The sequence below is a fragment of the Sphingomonas sp. HITSZ_GF genome, from assembly GCF_029543155.1.
Classification (GTDB): domain Bacteria; phylum Pseudomonadota; class Alphaproteobacteria; order Sphingomonadales; family Sphingomonadaceae; genus Sphingomonas.
The window spans coordinates 1,103,363-1,126,121 of the sequence record NZ_JARQXA010000001.1 but is presented as its reverse complement, the minus strand read 5'-3'; the positions used below and the strand labels follow the sequence as shown (position 1 = coordinate 1,126,121).

At 67.9% G+C, this 22,759-nt stretch carries 17 protein-coding genes; 10 read left to right on the top strand and 7 right to left on the bottom strand.

The genetic code is table 11. The features are described from left to right. The first annotated feature begins 15 nt into the window (after positions 1-15). The 9 genes from P6144_RS05445 to P6144_RS05405 all read left to right on the top strand — a co-directional run bounded on the left by P6144_RS05445 (position 16) and on the right by P6144_RS05405 (position 13,844). Complete coding sequence (locus tag P6144_RS05445) at positions 16-276, top strand: hypothetical protein (RefSeq protein ID WP_277766685.1); 261 nt, start codon at positions 16-18, stop codon at positions 274-276. Beyond that, entirely contained in the window at positions 266-1,033 is a 768-nt protein-coding gene (locus P6144_RS05440; RefSeq protein ID WP_277766684.1) for an A24 family peptidase, read from the top strand. The genes P6144_RS05445 and P6144_RS05440 overlap by 11 nt, the downstream gene beginning before the upstream one ends. Before the next feature lie 23 nt (positions 1,034-1,056). Then, complete coding sequence (locus tag P6144_RS05435; RefSeq protein ID WP_277766683.1) at positions 1,057-2,466, top strand: coniferyl aldehyde dehydrogenase; 1,410 nt, start codon at positions 1,057-1,059, stop codon at positions 2,464-2,466. A 3-nt stretch (positions 2,467-2,469) separates the two neighbouring features. After that, positions 2,470-2,811, top strand: coding sequence for a hypothetical protein (locus tag P6144_RS05430; protein WP_277766682.1), 342 nt, complete (start codon positions 2,470-2,472; stop codon positions 2,809-2,811). Between the two features lie 215 nt (positions 2,812-3,026). Then, a complete protein-coding gene (locus tag P6144_RS05425) occupies positions 3,027-3,476 on the top strand; it encodes a MarR family transcriptional regulator (RefSeq protein ID WP_277766681.1) in 450 nt (149 codons plus the stop codon). 78 nt (positions 3,477-3,554) lie between these two features. Next, positions 3,555-5,678, top strand: a complete 2,124-nt coding sequence (locus P6144_RS05420; RefSeq protein WP_277766680.1) for a malate synthase G — start codon at positions 3,555-3,557, stop codon at positions 5,676-5,678. A 338-nt stretch (positions 5,679-6,016) separates the two neighbouring features. Next, positions 6,017-8,101: a BamA/TamA family outer membrane protein gene (locus P6144_RS05415; RefSeq protein ID WP_277766785.1), complete on the top strand. Its 2,085-nt coding sequence runs from the start codon at positions 6,017-6,019 to the stop codon at positions 8,099-8,101. After that, complete coding sequence (locus tag P6144_RS05410; protein ID WP_277766679.1) at positions 8,101-12,321, top strand: translocation/assembly module TamB domain-containing protein; 4,221 nt, start codon at positions 8,101-8,103, stop codon at positions 12,319-12,321. Before P6144_RS05415 ends, P6144_RS05410 begins: the two co-directional genes overlap by 1 nt. Before the next feature lie 53 nt (positions 12,322-12,374). Continuing rightward, positions 12,375-13,844 (top strand): NAD(P)/FAD-dependent oxidoreductase, encoded by a 1,470-nt coding sequence (locus tag P6144_RS05405; protein ID WP_277766678.1) that lies wholly within the window; start codon positions 12,375-12,377, stop codon positions 13,842-13,844. On the opposite strand, the gene P6144_RS05400 is transcribed toward P6144_RS05405, so the two are convergent. The 7 genes from P6144_RS05400 to P6144_RS05370 form a co-directional block, all read right to left on the bottom strand. Continuing rightward, positions 13,841-15,052: an NAD(P)/FAD-dependent oxidoreductase gene (locus tag P6144_RS05400; RefSeq protein WP_277766677.1), complete on the bottom strand. Its 1,212-nt coding sequence runs from the start codon at positions 15,050-15,052 to the stop codon at positions 13,841-13,843. The two genes, P6144_RS05405 and P6144_RS05400, sit on opposite strands and share 4 nt — an antisense overlap. Further along, the gene (locus tag P6144_RS05395) at positions 15,049-15,504 is read right to left on the bottom strand and encodes a MaoC family dehydratase (RefSeq protein ID WP_277766676.1); all 456 of its coding nucleotides are present in this window, start codon (positions 15,502-15,504) and stop codon (positions 15,049-15,051) included. The genes P6144_RS05400 and P6144_RS05395 overlap by 4 nt, the downstream gene beginning before the upstream one ends. Positions 15,505-15,506: 2 nt before the next feature. Continuing rightward, positions 15,507-17,375 (bottom strand): acetyl/propionyl/methylcrotonyl-CoA carboxylase subunit alpha, encoded by a 1,869-nt coding sequence (locus P6144_RS05390; RefSeq protein WP_277766675.1) that lies wholly within the window; start codon positions 17,373-17,375, stop codon positions 15,507-15,509. Between the two features lie 123 nt (positions 17,376-17,498). Beyond that, the gene (locus P6144_RS05385) at positions 17,499-17,822 is read right to left on the bottom strand and encodes a DUF3088 family protein (protein ID WP_277766674.1); all 324 of its coding nucleotides are present in this window, start codon (positions 17,820-17,822) and stop codon (positions 17,499-17,501) included. Next, complete coding sequence (locus tag P6144_RS05380; protein WP_277766673.1) at positions 17,819-18,322, bottom strand: hypothetical protein; 504 nt, start codon at positions 18,320-18,322, stop codon at positions 17,819-17,821. The genes P6144_RS05385 and P6144_RS05380 overlap by 4 nt, the downstream gene beginning before the upstream one ends. A gap of 9 nt (positions 18,323-18,331) precedes the next feature. Further along, complete coding sequence (locus P6144_RS05375; RefSeq protein ID WP_277766672.1) at positions 18,332-18,691, bottom strand: endonuclease domain-containing protein; 360 nt, start codon at positions 18,689-18,691, stop codon at positions 18,332-18,334. A 149-nt stretch (positions 18,692-18,840) separates the two neighbouring features. Then, positions 18,841-20,457, bottom strand: a complete 1,617-nt coding sequence (locus P6144_RS05370) for a carboxyl transferase domain-containing protein (protein WP_277766671.1) — start codon at positions 20,455-20,457, stop codon at positions 18,841-18,843. Between the two features lie 126 nt (positions 20,458-20,583). Between P6144_RS05370 and P6144_RS05365 the strand changes: the two genes are divergently transcribed. Then, a complete protein-coding gene (locus P6144_RS05365) occupies positions 20,584-22,653 on the top strand; it encodes a M13 family metallopeptidase (RefSeq protein WP_277766670.1) in 2,070 nt (689 codons plus the stop codon). The last annotated feature ends 106 nt before the right edge of the window (positions 22,654-22,759 follow it).

The window sequence follows — 22,759 nt, the reverse complement described above, 5'->3', positions numbered from 1 at the left end:
CATGACAACAAAGCGATGACGTCGATCGAGATTCTCAAATGGTACGCCTCGATCAGCGGGATCGTCGCGGCCTTCCTCGTCTCGCTCGATCTCGGGCGGCGCTGGACCGGCTATGGCTTCGCGCTGTTCGTCACCTCGAGCATCGCCTGGATCGTGGGCGCGTTCCTGTCGAAGGACGAGCCGCTGTGGACGCAGAACCTGGTGCTGTTCGGAATCAATTGCTTCGGCGTATGGCGCTACCTGATCCGCAAGCGGGAGCCGCGGCATGACGATTGATCCGGCCTGGGGCTGGGCGGTGCTGCTCGGCGTGCTGGGGCTGGTCTTCGGCAGCTTCATCGCGACGCTGGCGATCCGCTGGCCCGAGGGGCGGGTGATCTCGCGCGGGCGATCGGAGTGCGACAGCTGCGGCAAGGGGCTGACCGCTGGCGAGCTGGTGCCGGTGCTGAGCTATCTGCTCCAGCGCGGCCGTTGCCGGGGCTGTGCCGCGCCGATCCGGATGAGCCATGTGCTGACCGAGGTGATCGGCGGCGCGATCGGCGTGGCGGCGGCGATCGTGTCGCCCGATCCCGCAGGGGCGGCAGGCGCGGTGTTCGGCTGGCTGCTGCTGGCGCTGGCAGCGCTCGACGTGGCGGCGCTGTGGCTGCCCAACGCACTCACCGCCGCGCTGGCGGCGACGGGGCTGGCGACCGGGTTGCTCGGGCTGAACCCGCCGCTGGACGAGCGGCTGATCGGCGGCGCGGCCGGGTTCGGCGTGCTGTGGCTGGTCGCCTGGAGCTATCGCCGGCTGCGCGGGCGCCAGGGGCTGGGCGGCGGCGACCCCAAATTGTTCGGCGGGATCGGGCTGTGGCTGGGCTGGCACGCGCTGCCGCTGGTGCTGCTCGCTGCCTGCCTGATCGGGCTGGCCGGCGTGCTGGGGCTGATGCTCGGCGGCAAGCGCGTGACGGCGACCGACCGGTTGCCCTTCGGCGTGATGCTGGCGGCGGCGGCGTTCGCGGTATGGCTCGGCTTGGCGATCGGGCCGCTGCCGGTCTAGGCTCCCCGGAAAGAGGAGAGGACATGAAGGACATTCTCGACCGCCAGCGCGCCGCCTTCATGGCCGAGCTGCCGGTGCCGCTGGACGTGCGCCGCGACCGGCTGACGCGGGCGATCGCGATGGTCTCGGAGAATGCGGGCGCGCTCTGCGATGCGCTGAGCGAGGATTTCGGTCATCGCAGCCGCGAGCAATCGATGATCACCGATATCGCCGCATCGGTGGGGCCGCTTTCGCATGCCCGCAAGCATCTCAAGGCCTGGTCGAAGGCGAGCCGCAAGCCGGCGATGTTCCCGCTGGGCCTGCTCGGCGGGCGGGCCCGGATCGAATATCAGCCCAAGGGCGTGGTGGGGATCATCGCACCGTGGAATTTCCCGGTGCAGCTGGTGATGAGCCCGCTTGCCGGCGTGTTCGCCGCGGGCAACCGCGCGATGGTGAAGACCAGCGAATATACGCCGGTGACCGCCGCGCTGATGGCCGAGCTGGCGGCGCGCTATTTCGCGCCCGAGGAGCTGGCGTTCATCGGCGGCGGGCCGGAGGTGGGCAAGGCGTTCGCCGAGCTGCCCTTCGACCACCTGCTGTTCACCGGCGCGACCGGCATCGGCCGGCACATCCTGCATGCAGCGGCGGACAATCTGGTGCCGGTGACGCTCGAGTTGGGCGGCAAGTCGCCGGTGGTGGTAGGCCGTTCGGCCGACATCGCCCGGGCAACCGAGCGGGTGGCGCTGGGCAAGATGCTCAATGCCGGGCAGATCTGCCTGGCGCCCGACTATATGCTGGTGCCCGAGGAGAAGGAGGCGGCGGTGGTCGACGGGCTCGTCGCCGCGGCATCACGCATGTATCCCAGCCTGCTGACGAACCCCGACTACACCGCGGTGATCAACGATCGCCATTATCAGCGGCTGACCGACTGGATCGAGGATGCCCGCGCGAAAGGCGGCGAGGTGATCGCGGTCAATCCGGCGGGCGAGGATTTCGCCGCCTCGAACAGCCGCAAGCTGCCGCTCCACATCGTCCGCAACCCCACCGACGACATGATGGTGATGCAGGAGGAGATCTTCGGGCCGGTGCTGCCGGTGCGCAGCTACCGGACCACCGAGGAAGCGATCGGCGAAGTGAACCGGCGCGACCGGCCGCTGGCGCTCTATTATTTCGGGCAGGACAAGGCCGAGCGGCGGCAGGTGCTCGACCGGACGATCTCGGGCGGTGCCACCGTCAACGACGTGATCTTCCATGTCAGCCAGGAAGATCTGCCGTTCGGCGGCATCGGCCCCTCGGGCATGGGCGCCTATCATGGCGAGATCGGCTTCCGCACCTTCAGCCACGCCAAGGCGATCTACAGCCAGCCGCGGCTCGACGTCGCCAGGCTGGCGGGGATGAAGCCGCCTTATGGCAAGGCGACGCAGGCGACGATCAAGCGGCAGATGAAGGGGTGAGGCGTGGCTGACGAACGCTGGGAGAATGTGGGCGGGGCGGAGGAGACGTGGGATCACGCCGCCGCCGCCCGCCTCGAAGGCGCGACGGTGCTGGTCGGGCTCACCCACCGCGGCGCGGAGGGCGATTGGCGGGAACAGTTCTTCGGAACGGTGATGGAAGTCGATCCCGGCGAGGGAATCACGCTGCGGCTGGAAGGGAAGCGTCGCGGCGAGATCGTCACGCTGCCGCCGCTGCTCGACGCGTTCGAGCCGGCCGATCCCGGCATCTACGAGCTGAAGGATGCGGACGATCGCGTGATCGATCCCGACTATATCGCGTCCTGGACGCTGAGCCGGCCGCATTGAACGCCCTTGCGGCCGCCCGGATCGCGCGCAAAAAAAAAGGCCGCCCCGAAGGACGGCCGTGAAAGTCTTAGGAGAGGATGCCTGAAAGGCCCGATCTTTGTGCATCGCAGCGGTTTCTATCGCAAGTGCGAAGTGTTACCGGTAGCATTGCAAAATATGCAACTGTCCAGCGTTGTCAGTTGCGCAAGGCTAAATACGATAAATAGGCTCACTGTATGACCGCATTGAAGCTCGACGATTTCCTGCCCTATCGCCTGTCGATCGCGTCCAACGCGGTTTCCGACGCCGTGGCGAGTGCCTATCGCGCGCTGTTCGGGCTGAAGATCCCCGAATGGCGGCTGGTGACGATCCTGGCCGAGGGCGGGGCGATGAGCCAGCAGGCGCTGTGCGGCCGCACGCGGATGGACAAGGTGACCGTAAGCCGGGCGGCGATCGCGCTGGCCGAGCGCGGGCTGATCAGCCGGGCGAGCAATCCCGGCGACCAGCGATCGCACCTGCTGACGCTGAGCAAGGCGGGGTGGGAGCTGTACGAGGAAGTCGCGCCCAAGGCGATCGAGCTGGAGAAGCAGGTGTTCGCCGGCTTCTCACGCGAGGAACGGCTGCTGCTGCGCGAAATGCTCGACCGGATCGAGGCGGCGGTCGAGGATATCGAACACGGCTCTTGATCGCGAGGGCGGCGATGGCCTAAGCGGGGCATGCCCTCCCCAGGCGAACGCCAAGTATCGTGTCGCAGGAGGATTTTCATGACCGTCATTCGTTCCGGCCTGTCCGTCGCCGAGCCGCTCGCGCGCTTCGTCGAGGAACGCGTGCTGCCGGGGCTCGATATCCCGGCCGAAGGCTGGTGGGCGGGCGTGGCGGAGATTTTCGCAACCTTCGCGCCTGAGAATCGCGCGCTGCTGGCCAAGCGCGATGCGATCCAGGCGGCGATCGATGCGCAGCCGGAGCGCTCGGGCGACCAGGACTTCCTGCGCGGGATCGGCTATCTGGCGGCGGAGCCGGCGCCGTTCGCGATCGGCACGCGCAACGTCGACGCCGAGATTGCGACGATGGCGGGACCGCAGCTCGTCGTGCCGGCGCTCAATGCCCGCTTCGTGCTCAATGCCGCCAATGCGCGCTGGGGCAGCCTGTACGATGCGCTCTACGGCACCGATGCGCTGCCGGGCGTGGCCAAGCCGGGCGGCTATGACGCGGCGCGCGGGGCGCAGGTGATCGCCTATGCGAAGGAATTTCTCGACAAGGCGGTGCCTCTTTCCAGGGGGCATTGGGAAGACGTTGTCGGGATCACGATCGAAGACGGACGGCCGCGTTTTGCGACCGCGGAGTTCTCGATGAATCTCGAAGGCGACTGGCACTCGGAGGACGACGACCAATGGGTCGGTTTCCGCGGCGAGCCGGGCGCGCCGAATGCCCTTATCTTCCGCCACAACGGCCTGCATATCGAAGTGGTGATCGACCGCGATCATCCGATCGGCCGCACCGACCCCGCGGGCATCGCCGACGTGATCCTGGAGAGTGCGCTGACCGCGATCGTCGACCTGGAGGATTCGATCGCCGCGGTCGATGCGGAGGACAAGGTTGCCGCCTATGCCAACTGGCTGGGGCTGATGCAGGGCGACCTGGAGGAAAGCTTCGACAAGGGCGGCAAGACGCTGACCCGGCGGCTCAATCCCGATCGCGGGGGGCTGCACGGGCGCTCGCTGCTGTTCGTCCGCAATGTCGGGCATCTGATGACGACGCCGGCGGTGCATCTTCCCGATGGCAGCGAGGCGCCGGAGGGCGTGCTCGACGCGATCCTGACCAGCACGATCGCGCTCTACGACCTGCGGGGTCTGGGCAAGTACCGCAACAGCCGCGCGGGATCGGTCTATATCGTGAAGCCCAAGATGCACGGGCCCGAGGAATGCGCTTTCACCAACGCGCTGTTCGACGCGGTGGAAGACCTGCTGGTGCTGCCGCGCCACACGATCAAGGTCGGCGTGATGGACGAGGAGCGGCGGACCTCGGTCAATCTCGCGGCGTGCATTCACGCCGTCCAGGATCGCATCGTCTTCATCAACACCGGCTTCCTCGACCGTACCGGCGACGAGATCCACACCAGCATGCGCGCCGGGCCGATGGTGCCCAAGGGCGAGATGAAGGGTGCCGACTGGATCAAGGCCTATGAGGATCGCAACGTCCGCATCGGCCTGGCCTGCGGGCTGAGCGGCAAGGCGCAGATCGGCAAGGGCATGTGGGCGGCGCCCGACCGGATGGCCGACATGCTGGCGCAGAAGATCGCGCATCCGATGAGCGGGGCGAACACCGCCTGGGTGCCGAGCCCGACCGCGGCGACGCTGCATGCGCTCCACTACCACCAGGTCGACGTGTTCGCGCGGCAGCAGGAAATCGCCGGCGAGGCGATCCCGGGCCTGGCGCCGCTGCTCACCGTGCCGCTGGCGAACGGGCGCAACTGGCAGGCGGAGGAAGTGGCGCAGGAACTCGACAACAACGCCCAGGGCATCCTCGGCTATGTCGTGCGCTGGATCGACCAGGGCGTCGGCTGCTCCAAGGTGCCCGACATCCATGACGTGGGGCTGATGGAGGACCGCGCGACGCTGCGCATCTCATCGCAGCACCTTGCCAACTGGCTGCTCCACGGCGTGGCGCGGGCGGACGATGTCGAGGCGGCGCTGCGGCGGATGGCGGCGAAGGTCGATGCGCAGAACCGGGACGATCCGCTGTACCGGCCGATGGCGGGGCAGGAGGAGACCAGCCTGGCCTTCCAGGCGGCACGCGCGCTGGTTTTCGAGGGGCTCGACCAGCCCAATGGCTATACCGAGCCACTTCTCCACAGGTTTCGCGCTGAAGCGAAGGCGGTAGTGCGCTGAAATAGCTGAACTTTCGGAAACCGACGGACCCAAAGCGCTTTTGGGTCGTTACGCTTGCGAGAGGGCCGGGCTAGGAACACGGCTCGAAAGGGAGCCGTTTGCGTAAAGGGGTAAAGCGGATTTGGCTGGCGGCGCTCGCCGGCACGGCATTCGTGCCGGGGCTGGCGCATGCCCAGATTTCCGATCCGAAGCCGGGACAGGGCGCACCGCCCTCGGGCCCTGCGCCTGCACCCAGTGCCACGCCGACCCCGGCTCCCGCTGCCACGCAAGACGGCACCGTCGTCGTCACCCCGGTCGACGAGAGTCCGATCGTGCCCGACGACCAGTTCGAAAAGGCGATGCCGAAGGTCGAGGGCGACATCAACGCACCGCTCGAGGCGCTGCCGCCGACGGCGGGCGGCACGCCGGCGCCGGTGCCGGTGACGCAGGGCCAGGCGACCCAGCAGATCCAGCAACAGGCCGAGGAGACCTTTGCCGCCGCCCCGGCCGAGGATCCCGAATTCGCCCGGCCGCTGCCGCCGCTCGCCGAGTTCAAGGTCGAGCCCGAGGTGGAGGATAAGACCGCCGACAAGAAGGCTGTGACGATCCGCTATTCGACGCGGGAGGAAGGGCTTTCCGCGCTGGGGCTGGAGGACCTGTTCGAGGACCTGTCGGCGCTGGAGAATGGCGGCGGCCGGGCGGCGAACACCGCGATGGTCGCGGCGCGAGCGCGCGAGGACGAGAAGCTGGCGATCCGCCTGCTCAACTCGCGCGGCTATTATGATGCGACGGCGGTCTCGACGGTCGAGCCCGATCCGGCGCGGCAGGGCGGCGTGCGCGCGACGATCAGCGTTACGCCGGGGCCGCTCTACCGGCTGGGCGACGTCAAGGTGGACAGCCAGCCGACCGTGCCCGCCGGGCTGCTGCTGCGCGAGCTGAACCTCAACCCCGGCGATCCGATCGAGGCCGAGCGGATCCAGGGCGCTGAGGCCAATGTGGCGCTGCGGCTGCCGCAACAGGGCTATCCCTTCTTCAAGCTGGGGCAGCGCGACATCCTGCTCGATGGCGAGACACAGATCGGCGACTATACGCTGCCGATCGAGCTGGGGCCGCGCGCGGTGTTCGGCGATATCCGCACCGAAGTGGGCGCGGCGAACATGGCAGGTCGCGGTGCGGGCAGCGCCGATCCGGCGGCAAGCGCCGATGGCGCCACGGTTACTACCACCGAGCGCCGCACCCGCCGCCAGCGCCGCGCGCGCAAGCCGGCGTTCGGCGCCGATCACATCCGGGTGCTGCGCCGCTACAAGCCCGGCGAGCTCTACGACGTGCGCGCCGTGGACGATCTGCGCGCCGCGATGATCGCGACCAGCCTGTTCTCCACCGTCTCTGTCGAGCCGGTGCGCACCGGCCAGCCGGGGCCGGACGGCACCGAGGTGGTCGACCTGCTCGTCCGCCAGAACCCGGGGCGCCCGCGCACGCTTGCCGCCGAGATCGGCTATTCGACCGGCGAGGGGCTCAAGCTCACCGGCAGCTGGACGCACCGCAACCTGTTCCCGCCCGAAGGCGCGCTGATCGTCTCGGGCGTGCTCGGCACGCAGGAACAGGGGCTCACCACCACTTTCCGCCGATCGAACTGGGGCCAGCGCGATCGCACGCTGCAGCTCGCGGTGGCGGCCGAGCACAAGAATTACGACGCCTATGAGGCCTATACCGGTTCGTTCTCGGCCCGCGTCTCGCGCGATTCCACGCCGATCTGGCAGAAGCGCTGGACCTATTTCTACGGCATCGAGCTGGTCGGCACCAACGAGGATCGCTGGAACTACAACCGCAACCAGCGCGACCGCGGAACCTGGCTGATCGCGGCGGCGCCGCTGTTCCTTGGCTATGACAGTTCGGACAATCTGCTGAACCCGACGCGCGGCTTCCGGATCAAGGCCAATGCCAGCCCGGAAACTTCGGTGCGCGGATCGGTGCGCCCCTATGCCCGGCTGATGCTCGAGGGGACCTATTACCAGCCGGTATCGAGCAGCATCGTGATCGCCGGACGCGCGCGCGTGGGGTCGATCCCGGGCATCGCCCGCGACGACCTGCCGCCGTCGCGCCGCTATTATGCCGGTGGCGGCGGATCGGTGCGGGGCTTCGGCTATCAGGAGCTGGGCCCGCGCTCGCCCGACGACAAGCCGGTGGGCGGGCGTTCGTTCAACGAGTTCGCGCTCGAGGCGCGCTATCGCTTCGGCAATTACGGCATCGTGCCGTTCATCGATGCCGGCCAAGTCTATGAAGGCATCTATCCGACGCTGCAGAACATCCGCTTCGGCGCGGGAATCGGCGGGCGGCTCTATACCAATTTCGGCCCGATCCGCGTCGACGTGGCGACGCCGATCAAGCGTAAGCCGAACGAATCAAAGATCGCGCTCTACATCTCGATCGGGCAGGCCTTCTGATGGCGGACGAGACGCCTGAGGCGGCGGCCGAGCCAGAGGTCGTGGTGGTGCGCAGGCCCTTGTGGCAGCGCGTGGCGAAATGGGCCGGGATCGCGCTGGCCGGGCTGGCACTGGCGGCGACCGCGCTGGTGCTCGGCATCAACACCCAGCCGGGGCGTCGCTTCGTCGCGGACCAGATCGCCAGGATCACGCTCGGATCGGGGCTGAACTTCCGCGTCGGGCGGATCGACGGATCGCTGTACGGCGCGATGATCCTCCGCGACGTGCAGGTGCGCGACACAAAGGGCGTGTTCGCTATTTCGCGCGAGATCCGGATGGACTGGCGGCCCTTCGCCTATCTGCGCAACCGGGTCGACGTGCGCAGCCTGACCAGCCCCGAGGTGAAGCTGCTGCGGCTGCCGGCGCTCAAATCCTCGGGCGACCCCAACGCGCCGCTGCTCCCCGATCTCAACATCGATGTGGGCAGGCTCGACATCGCCCGGATCGACATCGCCAGGGAAGTCGATGGGCGTGCCCGCTATCTCGGGCGGCTGGCGGGCAGGGCGCATCTCGCTGACGGGCGCGCCGAACTGGTGCTCGACGGCGGCACGCTCTCCGCGCCGGGCGTGGCAGGCGGCGACAAGCTGGCGCTCCGGCTCGACGCGACGCCGGACAGGAACAAGCTCGACATCGACCTGAAGCTTGATGCGCCGGCCAAGGGGCTTGTCGCCGGGTTGGCCGGGCTGGATGCGCCGCTGGCGCTGAACGTCGCCGGCAAGGGCGATTGGGCGCGCTGGCAGGGCAAGGCGCTGGGCATGCTGGGCGGGGCCGAGCTTGCCAATCTCGACCTGGTGGCGACCAATGGTCGCTTCCAGCTGCGCGGGCCGCTGCACCCGGGCCTGTGGCTGAAGGGGCCGGTCGAGCGGCTGGCCGCGCCGCAGCTCGATCTCGATCTCGACGCCAAATGGGCGAACCGCGTGGCGGACGGCGTGATCAAGCTCCATTCGGACGCCCTCCAGGCCGAAGCGACGGGGCAGGTCGATCTTGGCAACAACCGCTTCCACAATCTCAAGATCGACGCGATCCTGCTCAAGGCAGGCGCGATCGCACCCAATCTGGTCGGCCGGTCGGTGCGCGCATCGCTGGCGCTCGACGGCGCATTCGACCGGCCCGTGGTCGACTACAAGCTTTCCGCCGCGGCGCTGGGCTTTGGCGAGATGGTTGCCGAGAAGCTCTATGCCGAGGGGCAGGCGCGGGTGGACGCCAATCGCATCCTGGTGCCGGTGAAGGCGCGGGCGGCGCGGGTTTCGGGGCTCAACGCCGCAGCGGGCGGGCTGGTGACCAACCTGACCGTGAACGGCGATCTCGCGATTTCGGGCCAGCAGATCCTCTCGGACAATCTACGGCTGCGTTCGGACAAGATCGACGCCACTGCGATCGTTGCCGCCGATATCGGGCGGGGCCGCTATACCGGCGCGCTCAAGGGGCGGGTGAACGACTATCAGATCGACGGCGTCGGCATCGTCGACCTCAAGACCGATGCCGAGTTGTACGCCGCGCCCGGCGGCGGCTGGGGGATCAAGGGGCATATTGCTGGCAACACGCGCAAGATCTTCAGCGATGGCGCGCGCGAGTTCCTGGGTGGCAACGCCGTCGCCTCGGCACGGCTGGTGCTCGATCCGAAGGGCATCATCAGCATCAGCGACGTGAGGATGAAGGCGCCGCAGTTCCGCGTGCTGCGCGGATCGGGGCGCTATGATCCGGCGGGGCCGATCCTGATCAACGCCGATGCGGTATCCGACCAATATGGCCCGCTGACTGCGCGGGTGACCGGCACGCTCAATGCGCCCGTGGTGCTGCTCAAGGCGCCAAAGCCGGGTCTGGGGATCGGGCTGGTCGATCTCGAGGCGCAGGTGCGCGGGCGCGACAATGCGTGGGCGGTGCTGGCCAAGGGCGACACCGATTATGGGCCGTTCAACGCCGATGTGCTGGTGCGCACCGGCAACCGGCTGGCGATCGACGTCAATTCCGGGCGGTTCGCCGGCATGGACATCAGCGGCAAGCTCGCCCAGACCGCGGCAGGGCCGTTCGAGGGCGAGCTGGCGTTCAACGGATCGGGCGTGATCGGGCGCGCGGCGCTTTCGGCCGAAGGCAAGCTGCAGCGGGCCGACGTGAAGGCGACCGCTTCCAACGCCAGGATCCCGGGGCAGGCGGGGCTGACGATCGGCCGCGCGCTGATCGCCGGCAACGTCGTTCTGGCCGACACGCCGCAGATCAACGGCGACGTCCAGATCGCCAACCTGCGCCAGGGCAAGTTCGTGCTGAAGACCGCGCGTGCGAAGATCGCCTATGCCGGCGGCAGCGGGACCGCGCAGCTTTTCGCCAATGGCTCGACCGGCGTGCCCTTCCAGATCGCCGCCAATGCGAAGCTCGCGCCCGAGGCGTGGCTGGTCGCGCTGCAGGGACAGGGCAGCGGGGTGAACTTCCACACCAGCCAGCCGGCGCATATCGCGATCCGCGACGGCGTCTATCACCTGCTTCCCACCAAGGTGGATTTCGACAAGGGCAGCGCGCGGCTGGCGGGCAGCTATGGCAAGGGGCTGGTGCTGCAGACCCGGCTCGACAGCATGGACCTGGCGGTGGTCAACGCCTTCGTCCCCGATCTCGGCATCGGCGGCACGGCGACCGGTAGCCTGGACTTTGCCCAGACCTCGCCCAGCGCCTTCCCGAGCGCGGATGCGCGGCTGGAGATCAAGGACTTCACCCGCGCTAGCCTGGCCAGCGTCTCGACTGCGGTGGACATCAGCTTCGTCGGCAAGCTGCTGCCCGATGGCGGCGACGCGCGGGCGCTGATCCGCCGCGGCGGCAACACGATCGGCCGGGTGGTGGCGACGCTGAGCCCGCTCGGGCCCGAGGCGGGCAGCTGGACCGACCGCATGTTCGCCGCGCCGCTTTCCGGCGGCATCCGCTACAACGGCCCGGCGGCGGTGCCCTTCTCGCTGGCCGGGCTCAGCGGCCAGCAGCTCGACGGACCGATCGGCATCGCGGCGGACTTCACCGGCAAGGTGGAGCAGCCACGCCTGGCCGGCGTCGTCCGCGCGACCAACCTGCGCTACGAGAACGAGAATTTCGGCACGCGGCTGACCGGCATGCAGATCGACGGCAGCTTCTCGAACGACGAGTTCATCCTCAACTCGCTCACTGCCAAGGCCGGCGACGGCACGGTCAAGGCGCAGGGCAAGGTGAGCCTGTCTTCCGCCAACGGCTATCCGATCGCGATCACCGCCGATCTCGACAACGCCCGGCTGGCGCGCAGTGACGCGCTGGGCGCCACGGCAACGGGCAAGATCACGATCACCAAGAACCCCGAAGTCTCGAAGATCGAAGGGCGGCTGACCATTCCCGAGGCGCATTACCAGATCATCCGCCAGGGCGCCGCCGAAGTCCCCGAGCTGACGGGCGTGCGCCGCAAGAGCGATGTCGAAGCGGCCGAGCAGACACCGGGCCGCGTGCTGCGCGCGTTCGGCGACTTCGATCTCAACCTGCGCATCGATGCCGACAACCGGCTGTTCGTCACCGGCATGGGGCTGGAATCGGAATGGCGCTCGCGGATCACCGTGCGCGGGACGACGCTGTCGCCCGATGTCCGCGGCAATCTGGAGATCGTGCGCGGCACCTACAGCTTCGCCAGCCGTCGCTTCACGATCACTCGCGGCACGATCCGCTTCCAGGGTGCCGAGATCAGCAACCCGACGGTGGACATCGAAGGCAACACCACGGCCGAGGGCGTCACCGCGATCCTCGACGTGACCGGCACGGCGCAGCAGCCGCAGATCACCTTCAGCTCCTCGCCCAGCCTGCCGCAGGAGGAGGTGCTTTCGCGCCTGTTCTTCGGCACCAACGTGACCAACCTGACCGCGACCGAGGCGATCCAGCTCGCCGCAGCGCTCCAGTCCCTCAGCGGCTCGGGCGGCGGGCTTAATCCACTCGGCCAGCTCAAGTCCGCCACCGGCATCGACCGGCTGCGCATCCTGGGTGCCGACGATGTGAGCGGACGCGGTACCGCGCTGGCGGCGGGCAAGTACCTGACCAACGACATCTATGTGGAGATCATCACCGATGCGCGCGGCTTCACCGCCACGCAGCTCGAAATCTCGCTCAGCCGCACGCTCAGCCTGCTCTCCCAGGCGGGCACCTTCGGCGGATCGAGCGTGAGCCTCAAATATTCCAGGGATTATTGAGCCTGCCGGTTTCTCTGCTTACAACCCTGTAAACAGATCGGCGGGAGAGGCGCGTGGCCGAGCATTTCGACGTGGTGATCGTGGGGGCCGGCATCTCCGGCGTCGGGGCGGCGTGGCATCTCCAGGAGAACTGCCCGGACCGCTCCTATGTGGTACTCGAAGGGCGCGCGCGGCTGGGCGGCACCTGGGACCTGTTCCGCTATCCGGGCATCCGCTCGGATTCGGACATGTTCACCCTGGGCTTTTCCTTCCGCCCCTGGACCGACAGCAAGGCGATCGCCGATGGCCCGTCGATCCTCAACTATCTCGACGAGGCGGTGCGCGACTATGGCATCGACCGGCACGTCCGCTATTCGACGCGGGTGACCGGCGCGAGCTGGTCGAGCGCCGATGCGCTGTGGACGGTCACGGCGGAACGGGGCGGGGAAGCGGTGACCTTCACCTGCGCCTTCCTGTTCCTGTGCACAGGCTATTACAATTACGAGCGGGGCCACACGCCCGACTTCGCCGGAGTGGAAGACTTCAAGGGGCGAATCGTCCACCCGCAATTCTGGACCGACGATATCGACTACAAGGACAAGCGCGTCGTCGTGATCGGCAGCGGCGCGACGGCGGTGACGCTGGTGCCCGAGCTTGCCAAGCAGGCGACGCACGTCACCATGCTCCAGCGCTCGCCGACCTATATAGTCTCGCGCCCGTCCGAGGACCGGCTGGCCAACTGGCTGCGCAAGCGGCTGCCGGCGATGACGGCGTATGGCCTCACCCGCTGGAAGAACGTGCTGCTCCAGCAATTCTTCTTCCGCCTGGCGCGCAAGAACCCCGAAAAGACCCGCGAACGGATCGTCCAGATGGTTCGCGACGAACTGGGGGCGGGCTATGACGTGGGCACGCATTTCACGCCGAAGTACAATCCCTGGGACCAGCGCGTGTGCCTGGTGCCCGATGCCGACCTGTTCGCAGCGATCAAGGGCGGCAAGGCCGACGTGGTGACCGACACGATCGACCATTTCACCGCCGGCGGCATCAGGCTCGGCTCGGGCAAGGAACTGGCTGCGGACCTGGTGGTGACGGCGACGGGGCTGGAGATCCAGCTGTTCAGCGGGATGCCGATCACCGTGGACGGCAAGCTGTTCGAGCCGGCCAAGGCGATGACCTACAAGGGCATGACGTTCTCGGATGTGCCCAATTTCGCGATCTCGTTCGGCTATACCAACGCCAGCTGGACGCTGAAGAGCGACCTGACCGCCAATTACGTCACGCGGCTGCTCAATGCGATGAAGAAGCGCGGGATGCGCCAGGTGACGCCACGCATCGCGGCGCCGGTGGAGGAAGTGCCGTTCCTCGACTTCACCTCGGGCTATGTCCAGCGGGCGGCCGACAAGCTGCCGCGCCAGGGGGCGCGCAAGCCGTGGCGGCTCAACCAGAATTATGCGCGCGACGTGATGGCGCTGAAGTTCGGCGGGATCGACCAGGAGATGGAGTTCTCCAACCCCGCGCCCAAGCCGGGGAAGGCGGCCGCCTAGAGCAACGCCTTAGCGGCGGCGACGCCGGTGTTGTACGCCCCGTGCGCGGTGGAGAACTCGCCGTCGGACACGGCCTCCCCGGCGAAGCGGATGCGCGGGTCCACCCCGGCGCGCAGCACCGCGCGGGCACCGTGCTGCCCCGGTCGGGCATGACTGTAGCCGCCCAGCACATAGGTCTCGCGCCCCCAGGCCGAACCGGCGACGAAGCGCAGCTTCGCCCGCCAGTCGCTGCCGAGCAGGTTGACCAGTTCGCCGATCGCGAAGTCCGCGGCGCCGTTCAGCCCTTCCTTCTCCATCGCCCGCGCACCGTCGCCGCCCAGCATGCACTCGACCAGCGGGCGGCCGAACGGCTTGAGCGTATAGGTACCGGTCAGCGCGCTGTGCGGGTTGCCGAGCAGATGGGCATTGGCATCGACGTCGTCGGCACCGTCCAGCGTGAAGAACAGCTTGTCGGCCAGGCCGAGCGGCAGCTGCGCCGCGGCGTGGAGGATCGCGTCATGCCCTGCCAGCTTGATCGCGCCGCCGGCAAGGACGTTCGACGAGACGGTGACGATCGCGGCATTGGCGGTGATCGATCCGCGCGGCGTCTCGATGCGGAGCTGCTTGCCCGTGCCGTCGATCGCAGTGACCGGCGTGCCGAGCACCACCGGCAGCCAAGCGGCATGCGAGGAGACCAGCGCGCCATAGCCCTGCTCGACGCGCCAGTTCACGTCGATCGATTCGTCCTCATAGGCCTGCCAGTCGATCGCCGACATTTCGCGCATCGGGGCGCCGTTGATATAGCCGGAGAGCGCATCGAGCGCGGCGTTCCATTCGCCGTTTGGCGGCAGCAGGTCGGCGGCGCAGTCGCTGGGCGGCGGCGTCTCCATCGCGGCCATGAAGCTCTCAAAGGCGTGCCACAGCCCTTCCTGCTCCGCTTTGGTCGCGCCGAGCCCGCGCCATTGCTCGCCCCAGCGCGCCGGCGCGCGATAGACGGTGAAGCCGCGCGCCTCGGCAATCGCCGCCCAAGGGTTCTTCGGCGCCGAATGGAGCCAGCCGGCGCCCATGTCGATCGGCAGGCCGGCGATGTGCACGGTGTGCGCGCGACCGCCGAGCCTGTCCTGCGCCTCGAGCAGCAGCGCGTCCCTGCCGGCATCAGCGAGGGTGCGCAGCGCGCCGACGCCTGCCGCACCGCCACCGATCACGACGATGTCGGCGCTGTCCCTCACGCGGCTGGCCGGCTCTTGAGCAATGCCGAGCGCAGGCACTCGCAGACCAGCTCGCCGCGCTGGTTGAGCATGCGGTGCTGCCAGGTGACGATGCCCTGGCCGGGGCGCGACTTGCTCGGGCGGACCTCGGTCACTTCGCTCTCGGCGCGCAGCGTGTCGCCGATGAACACCGGCTTGGGCATGCGCAGCGCGTCATAGCCGAGATTGGCGACCAGCGTGCCGGCGGTGGTGTCGCCCACGGTGATGCCGACCATCAGGCTGAAGGTGAAGGTACCGTTGACGAGGATCTGGCCGAACTCGCTTGCCCGTGCCGCCTCGGCATCGAGATGCAGCGGCTGGGTGTTGTGCGTCATCGTCGAGAACAGCAGATTGTCGGTCTCCGTCACCGTGCGGCGGAGTTCGTGGACGACGATGTCGCCGACCTGCCATTCGTCGAAATACCTGCCTGCCATGCCTAGCCTTCCGCCTTCTCGACCTTCACCAGCAGCGTGCCTTCGCTCACCTGGCTGCCCTGTGTCACGTTCAATTCGGCAACGATGCCGTCGAACGGCGCGGTAAGGCCGTGCTCCATCTTCATCGCCTCGAGCGTGACGAGGCGCTGGCCCTTGGCGACAGTGTCGCCCGCCGCCACCTCGACCGAGGTGACCCGGCCCGGCATCGGCGCCAGCAGTGCGCCGTCGCCCGCCGCCGCACCGGCGGCACCGTCGAAGCGGGCGAGGCGGATCGCGAAGGTCTGGCCGGACTCGGTGATCATCACGCGATTGTCGAAATGGCGCATGTACCAATTCTCGGCGGGCGCGGCGAAGTCGACCGGCACGCGGGTGCCGTGGACGTCGAGCACCGTCTGCAGCCGCTGCGGGGCGTTGAGGCGGAAGCCGGCGAGGCGGGGCGCCACGCCCGGTTCGTCCTCGATCAGCCGCCCGGCGGCACCGCGCAGCACCTCTTCGCTCGGCAGCCTGGGGGGAAGCCAGGCATCGCCCTTGCGCGCGATCAGCCCGGTATCGAGCTTGCCCGATACGAAATCGGGGTCGGCCAGCGCCCTGAACAGGAAAGCGCCGTTGGTCCGCACCGGCCAGACGCTGCTGCTGCACAGCGCGGTGGACAGAAACTCGATCGCGCCTTCGCGGTCGCGGCTGTGCGCGATCAGCTTGGCGATCATCGGATCGTAGAAGGGCGTGACCTCGTCGCCTTCCTCCACGCCGGTATCGACGCGGATCAGGCCGTCATTGAGGTCGAACTCGGTGAGCGGGCCGATCGAGGGAAGGAAGCCGGTGGCGGGGTCCTCGGCATAGAGGCGCGCCTCCATGGCATGGCCGTTGATCGAGAGCTCGTGCTGATGGAGCGGCAGCGGCTCGCCGCTGGCGATGCGAAGCTGCCACTCGACCAGATCGACGCCGGTGATCGCCTCGGTCACCGGATGCTCGACCTGGAGGCGGGTGTTCATCTCCATGAACCAGATGCGGTCCGGATGGAGATGACCGGAACCATCGGCGATGAACTCGATCGTGCCGGCGCCGACATAGTCGACTGCCTTGGCGGCGCGGACGGCGGCGGAGCATACGGCGGCGCGGGTGAACTCGGTCATCCCAGGCGCCGGGGCCTCTTCGATCACCTTCTGGTGGCGGCGCTGGAGCGAGCAATCGCGCTCGAACAGGTGGACGACATTGCCATGGCTGTCGCCGAACACCTGCACTTCGATATGGCGCGGCGAGAGGATGTACTTCTCGAGCAGCACGCGGTCGTCGCCGAACGAGCTGGCGGCCTCGCGCTTGCAGGAGGCGAGGGCGTCGCGGAAGTCCGCGGCCGCCTCGACCAGCCGCATGCCCTTGCCGCCGCCGCCGGCGACGGCCTTGATCAGAACGGGATAGCCGATCGCGTCTGCCTCGGCCTGGAGCCGCTCGGGCGACTGGTCCTCGCCGAGATAGCCGGGGGTGACGGGCACGCCGGCGGCGATCATCCGTGCCTTGGCGGCGTCCTTCAGGCCCATCGCGCGGATGCTGTCCGGCTTGGGGCCGACCCAGATCAGACCGGCGTCGATCACCGCCTGCGCGAAATCGGCATTCTCCGAGAGGAAGCCATAGCCGGGGTGGATCGCCTCGGCACGCGTCGCCTTCGCGGCCGCGATGATCTTCTCGCCGACCAGATAGGACTCGCGGGCCGGGGAGGGGCCGATATGCACGGCCTCGTCGGCTTCGCGAACGTGCAAAGCCTTCGAGTCGGCGTCTGAATAGACCGCAATCGTGCGCACGCCGAGCTCGCGGGCGGTGCGAATGATGCGGCAGGCAATTTCCCCGCGATTGGCAATCAGAAGCGATTTCAACATCTTGTGCGTTCCGAACCGTGGCAAATTTTACTAAATTCGCGCTTGCGGCCTATGAAAATACAGCGCGTGCAAATTCCGCTCGCCGGCTGAGCATGGGCAGGTTTCGAGGGTGTAGGACAGCCCTCACGGGTGCCGCTCCGGGAAGCCGTGGCGCTCGGCGAGCGCGGCGAGCAGCGTCTCGATCTCGTTGGCGAAGCCGATGCTGCCGTCTTCGCTGGCCCAGACCAGCGCGGGCAGGTTCTGGTTCGCCTCGCCGATCGCTTCGACGACGGCGGCGCGCGGGCGGGGCCAGGCGACGCGGACCACCTCCAGATCGGCGGCGCGCTCGGGGAAGCGCGCGAGCAGCCCCTCGAGGATCATGCATTCCTTGCAGTAGAAGGTCCGCTCGCCGCCATAGGCCGGATCGGCCCATTGCTGGTCGAGCATTAACAGCGTGTCGCGGCTCATTGCGCGGTGCAGCCGGTGGTGCGCTGCGACCAGGTGACGTTGAGCACCTTCCAGCTGCCGGCCTCGCGGACCATGTCGAAATGGTTGATGCCGCAATGATGCGCCTTGCCGTCGATCAGGAAGACATAGGGCGCCCAGACCATCGCGATGTCGCCATCGACTTCGATCGCGGGCATCGAGATGCGCTCCTCGAGCTTCTCCGGGCCGGGCTTGATGCCCGCGGTGAACTCGGCCCAGCTCAGGTGGCGGATCGCGCGGCTGCCGTCGGGCTTCTCGATCGCGACGGTGGCGCCGCCCTCGGGGCGCGTCTGGGCGAGGATCGCGGCGCCGTCCTTGGCGGCGAGGCCGGCGAACATCGCGTTGATCGGCGTCATCACCGCGGCGGCCTCGGCATCCTCATAGGGGAGGGGATTGGCCGGGGGGAGCTTGGGCGTGGGGGTGGTCTGCGCCAGCGCGGGGAGCGGGGCGAGGAGGAGGGCGGCTGCGAACAGAGAGCGCATGGGCGTTCCTTACAAATCCTCCCCGAAACGGGGAGGGGGACCGCCGGCCGAAAGGCCGGTGGTGGAGGGGGCCCGCGTGCGGCAGGCATGAACGATGCCGCGGATCACGGCGTCGAGGTCTTTGAGGATTTCGGCGGCGGGAATGCGAAGGGTGTAGAAACCGATTTCTGCCAATCGCCCATCACGGATTGCGTCACGCTGCGGGCGATCTCCACGGTCGTGGAATTCTCCGTCCACTTCGATAGCAAGACGCGCTGCGAGGCAGGCGAAGTCGAGGCGATAGCCGATCTGCGGGTTCTGGCGGCGGAACCGGAAGCCGCCGGGCTCCCTGCGAAGCTGCTGCCAGAGCAGGACTTCGGGGAACGACATTTCCTTACGAGCCGCTCTGGCTTTCTTCACGTCCTTGATTGGGGCGCGAAGGACCTTTGGCGAGCGTGGGCCCCCTCCACCACGCGGCTTCGCCGCGCGGTCCCCCTCCCCGTTCCGGGGAGGAATTGCGGGAGGCGCGCCCTCCACCATCACATGCGGAACACGCCGAAGGCGGGGCGCTCGGGGATCGGGGCGTTGAGCGTGGCGGCGAGGGCGATGCCGAGGACGTCGCGGGTCTGGGCGGGGTCGATGATGCCGTCGTCCCATAGCCGCGCGGTGGCGTGCCAGGGGTTGCCCTCCGCCTCGTAGGATGCGCGGATCGGGGCCTTGAAGGCTTCGGCTTCCTCGGGCGTCCATTTGTCGGCGTCGCGGTGGACCGTCGCCAGCACGCTGGCTGCCTGCTCGCCGCCCATCACCGAGATGCGGCTGTTGGGCCAGGTGAACAGGAAGCGGGGCGAATAGGCGCGGCCGCACATGCCGTAATTGCCGGCGCCGAAGCTGCCGCCGATCAGTATGGTGATCTTGGGTACGGTGGCGGTGGCGACGGCGGTGACCAGCTTTGCGCCATGTTTCGCAATGCCTTCCGCCTCATACTTGCCGCCGACCATGAAGCCCGAGATATTCTGGAGGAAGAGCAGGGGGATGCGGCGCTGGCAGCACAGCTCGATGAAATGCGCGCCCTTCTGCGCGCTCTCGCTGAACAGCACGCCATTATTGGCGATGATGCCCACCGGCATGCCCCAGATATGCGCGAAGCCGCAGACCAAGGAGCTGCCGTAGAGGGCCTTGAACTCATGGAACTCGCTGCCATCGACGATGCGGGCGATGACTTCGTGGACGTCGTAGGGGGCGCGGACGTCCTCGGGGATGATGCCGTACAGCTCTTCCGGCGCGTATTTGGGGGCGCGGGGATCGAGCAGAGCGAGGTCCGGCGTGCGATCGGCGGGGAGGTGGCTGATGATGTCGCGGACGATGGTCAGCGCATGCTCGTCATTTTCGGCGAGATGATCGACCACGCCCGACTTGCGCGCATGCAGGTCGCCGCCGCCGAGATCCTCGGCGGTGATGACTTCGCCGGTGGCGGCCTTCACCAGCGGCGGGCCGGCGAGAAAGATCGTGCCCTGCTCGCGGACGATCACCGTCTCGTCGGACATTGCGGGGACATAGGCGCCGCCGGCGGTGCAGCTGCCCATCACGCAGGCGATCTGGGCAATGCCCTTGGCCGACATGTTCGCCTGGTTGAAGAAGATCCGGCCGAAATGATCGCGATCGGGGAAGACCTCGGCCTGGTGGGGCAGGTTGGCGCCGCCCGAATCGACCAGGTAGATGCAGGGCAGGCGGTTCTGCTCGGCGATCTCCTGGGCCCGGAGATGCTTCTTGATCGTCATCGGATAATAGGTGCCGCCCTTCACCGTGGCGTCGTTGCAGACGATCATCACGGTGCGGCCCGAGACGCGGCCGACGCCGGCGATCATGCCGGCCCCGGGCACCTCAGGTTTTCCATCTGGGCCCTCGTACATGTCGCAGGCGGCGAGCTGGCCGATCTCGAGGAACGGGCTGCCCGGATCGAGCAGCCGCTCGACGCGCTCGCGGGGCAACAGCTTGCCGCGGGCGGTGTGGCGGTCGCGCGACGCCGCGCTGCCGCCGAGCGCCGCCTGGGCGACATCGGCACGGAGCTGGTCGACCAGGCCGCGATTATGCGCGGCACGGGCGCGGAAATCCTCCGCGTCCACAACGACCCTCGAATCGAGCACCGGGGCGCTCATAGATAGGGCATCCTTCCTGTCCTAGTTTTCCTCTCCCTACACCGGCGAGACTGGCATGGGAAGGTGCTGGCGCAAAGGGATAAGCGGGAGTAGCACCCCTGCCATACAGTAATACGGAGAGTCGCCTTGAAGACCCATGCACTCCTTGTCGCGGCGCTGCTCGCGACCACCGCCTGCACGCCCTCTGGCACCGGCACGGGAACCACCGCATCGGCGGGCACCGGAGTCGGCGTCGACCAGGTCGGGCTCAACAAGCAGGTGAAGCCGGGCGACGATTTCGACGAATATGCCAATGGCGGCTGGCGCGCGAAGACCGAGATCCCCGGCGACCGCACCTCGACCGGCATGTTCCTCGACGTGTTCAACAAGGCCGAGGCGAACAACAAGGCGATCATCGACGCGGCGCTGAAGGCGGACGCGGCCGCGGGCACCGACCAGCGGCGGATCGCGGACTGGTACAAGGCGTTCACCGACACCGCGGCGATCGAGGCGCGCGGGCTGACGCCGCTCAAGCCGCAGCTCGATGCGATCGCGGCGATCAAGGACAAGACTGCGCTCTCGGCGATGCTGGGCGGCAATGTCCGCGTCGATGTCGACCCGCTCAACGCGACCAATTTCCACACCGAGAACCTGTTCGGCCTGTGGGTGAGCCAGGCGCTCGACAAGCCCGACGTGACCGTGCCCTATGTGCTGCAGGGCGGTCTGGGGCTCGAGGATCGCGACTATTATCTCTCGCAGACCGACGAGATGAAGAAGGCGCGCGAAGGCTATAAGGCCTATCTGGTCAAGATCTTCACGCTGGCCGGGATGAGCGATCCTGCGGCGCGCGCGGCGCGCGTCTTCGATCTCGAGACCAAGATCGCCACCGCGCATACCGACCTCGTCGCCAGCCAGAATGTGCAGAAGGCCGACAATTGGTGGAAGAAGGCCGACTTCGCCGCGAAGGCGCCGGGGATCGACTGGGACGGCTTCTGGGCCGCCGCGGGGCTGGGCAGCCAGCAGGAATTCATCGTCTGGCATCCCGAGACCACGGTGAAGCTCGCCCGGCTGGTCGCCAGCGAGCCGATCGAGGCATGGCAGGACTGGCTGGCCTTCCACCAGATCAACCAGGTCACCTCGGTGTTGCCGGCGAAGTTCGACCAGGCGCGCTTCGACTTCTTCTCGAAGCAGCTGAGCGGCCAGCAGGTATCCCGCCCGCGCGACAAGCGCGCGATCGCCAGCGTGAACAACAATCTGGGCGACGCGGTCGGCCGGCTCTACGTGAAGGACTATTTCCCGGCCTCGTCCAAGGCCGACATCCAGGCGATGGTGGTCAACATCAAGGCGGCGTTCGACAAGCGCGTCGCCGGGCTGAGCTGGATGGATGCCGCGACCAAGGCCGAGGCGCGCAAGAAGATCGAGACGATGCGGGTGGGCGTCGGCTATCCCGAGACCTGGCGGGACTATGCGTCGCTCGAGGTGAAGGCGGACGATCCCGTCGGCAACCTGCTGCGCGCCGACAAGGCGGAGACCGCACACCAGCTCGCCAAGATCGGCAAGCCGGTCGACAAGGGCGAGTGGTGGATGACGCCGCAGACGGTGAACGCCGTGAACCTGCCGCTGCAGAACGCGCTCAACTTCCCGGCGGCGATCCTGCAGGCGCCCTTCTACGATCCCAAGTCCGACGCGGCGGCGAACTATGGGTCGATCGGCGCGGTGATCGGCCATGAGATCAGCCACAGCTTCGACAATACCGGATCGAGCTTCGACAGCCAGGGCAAGCTGCGCAACTGGTGGACGCCCGAGGATCTGAAGCATTTCGAGCAGGCCAGCGCCGCGCTGGCCGCGCAGTTCAGCGCGTACGAAGTGCTGCCGGGGCTGTTCCTCAACGGCAAGCAGGTGCTGGCCGAGAACATCGCCGACGTGGCGGGGCTGACCGCGGCCTATGAGGCCTATCACGCCTCGCTCAAGGGCAAGGAAGCGCCGGTGATCAACGGGCTGACCGGTGACCAGCGCTTCTTCCTCGCCTTTGCCCAGAGCTGGCGCGAGAAGCAGCGCGATCAGGCGCTGCGGGCCGAAGTCGCGACCGATGGCCATGCGCCGGGCCGCTGGCGGACCTTTACCGTGCGCAACCTCGATGCCTGGTATCCGGCGTTCAACGTCCAGCCGGGCGAGAAGCTGTATCTGGCGCCCGAGAAGCGCGTGAAGATCTGGTGAGGTAGCTCCTCCTCCGGCGTGCCGAAGGAGGTATTTGCTGTAATTTTCCCCGGCGAAGGCCGGGGCCCAGTCTTGAAGTCACGCGCCTTGGCGCGTCTGCGCCGCG

Excerpts from the sequence above, each read along its gene's own strand:
- P6144_RS05370 (WP_277766671.1), bottom strand. The coding sequence starts at position 20,457 with ATGAGCGCCCCGGTGCTCGATTCGAGGGTCGTTGTGGACGCGGAGGAT.
- P6144_RS05390 (WP_277766675.1), bottom strand. The coding sequence starts at position 17,375 with ATGTTGAAATCGCTTCTGATTGCCAATCGCGGGGAAATTGCCTGCCGC.
- P6144_RS05425 (WP_277766681.1), top strand. The coding sequence starts at position 3,027 with ATGACCGCATTGAAGCTCGACGATTTCCTGCCCTATCGCCTGTCGATC.
- P6144_RS05375 (WP_277766672.1), bottom strand. The coding sequence starts at position 18,691 with ATGTCGTTCCCCGAAGTCCTGCTCTGGCAGCAGCTTCGCAGGGAGCCC.
- P6144_RS05415 (WP_277766785.1), top strand. The coding sequence starts at position 6,017 with ATGCCGAAGGTCGAGGGCGACATCAACGCACCGCTCGAGGCGCTGCCG.
- P6144_RS05385 (WP_277766674.1), bottom strand. The coding sequence starts at position 17,822 with ATGAGCCGCGACACGCTGTTAATGCTCGACCAGCAATGGGCCGATCCG.
- P6144_RS05410 (WP_277766679.1), top strand. The coding sequence starts at position 8,101 with ATGGCGGACGAGACGCCTGAGGCGGCGGCCGAGCCAGAGGTCGTGGTG.
- P6144_RS05445 (WP_277766685.1), top strand. The coding sequence starts at position 16 with ATGACGTCGATCGAGATTCTCAAATGGTACGCCTCGATCAGCGGGATC.
- P6144_RS05420 (WP_277766680.1), top strand. The coding sequence starts at position 3,555 with ATGACCGTCATTCGTTCCGGCCTGTCCGTCGCCGAGCCGCTCGCGCGC.
- P6144_RS05395 (WP_277766676.1), bottom strand. The coding sequence starts at position 15,504 with ATGGCAGGCAGGTATTTCGACGAATGGCAGGTCGGCGACATCGTCGTC.
- P6144_RS05435 (WP_277766683.1), top strand. The coding sequence starts at position 1,057 with ATGAAGGACATTCTCGACCGCCAGCGCGCCGCCTTCATGGCCGAGCTG.
- P6144_RS05440 (WP_277766684.1), top strand. The coding sequence starts at position 266 with ATGACGATTGATCCGGCCTGGGGCTGGGCGGTGCTGCTCGGCGTGCTG.
- P6144_RS05380 (WP_277766673.1), bottom strand. The coding sequence starts at position 18,322 with ATGCGCTCTCTGTTCGCAGCCGCCCTCCTCCTCGCCCCGCTCCCCGCG.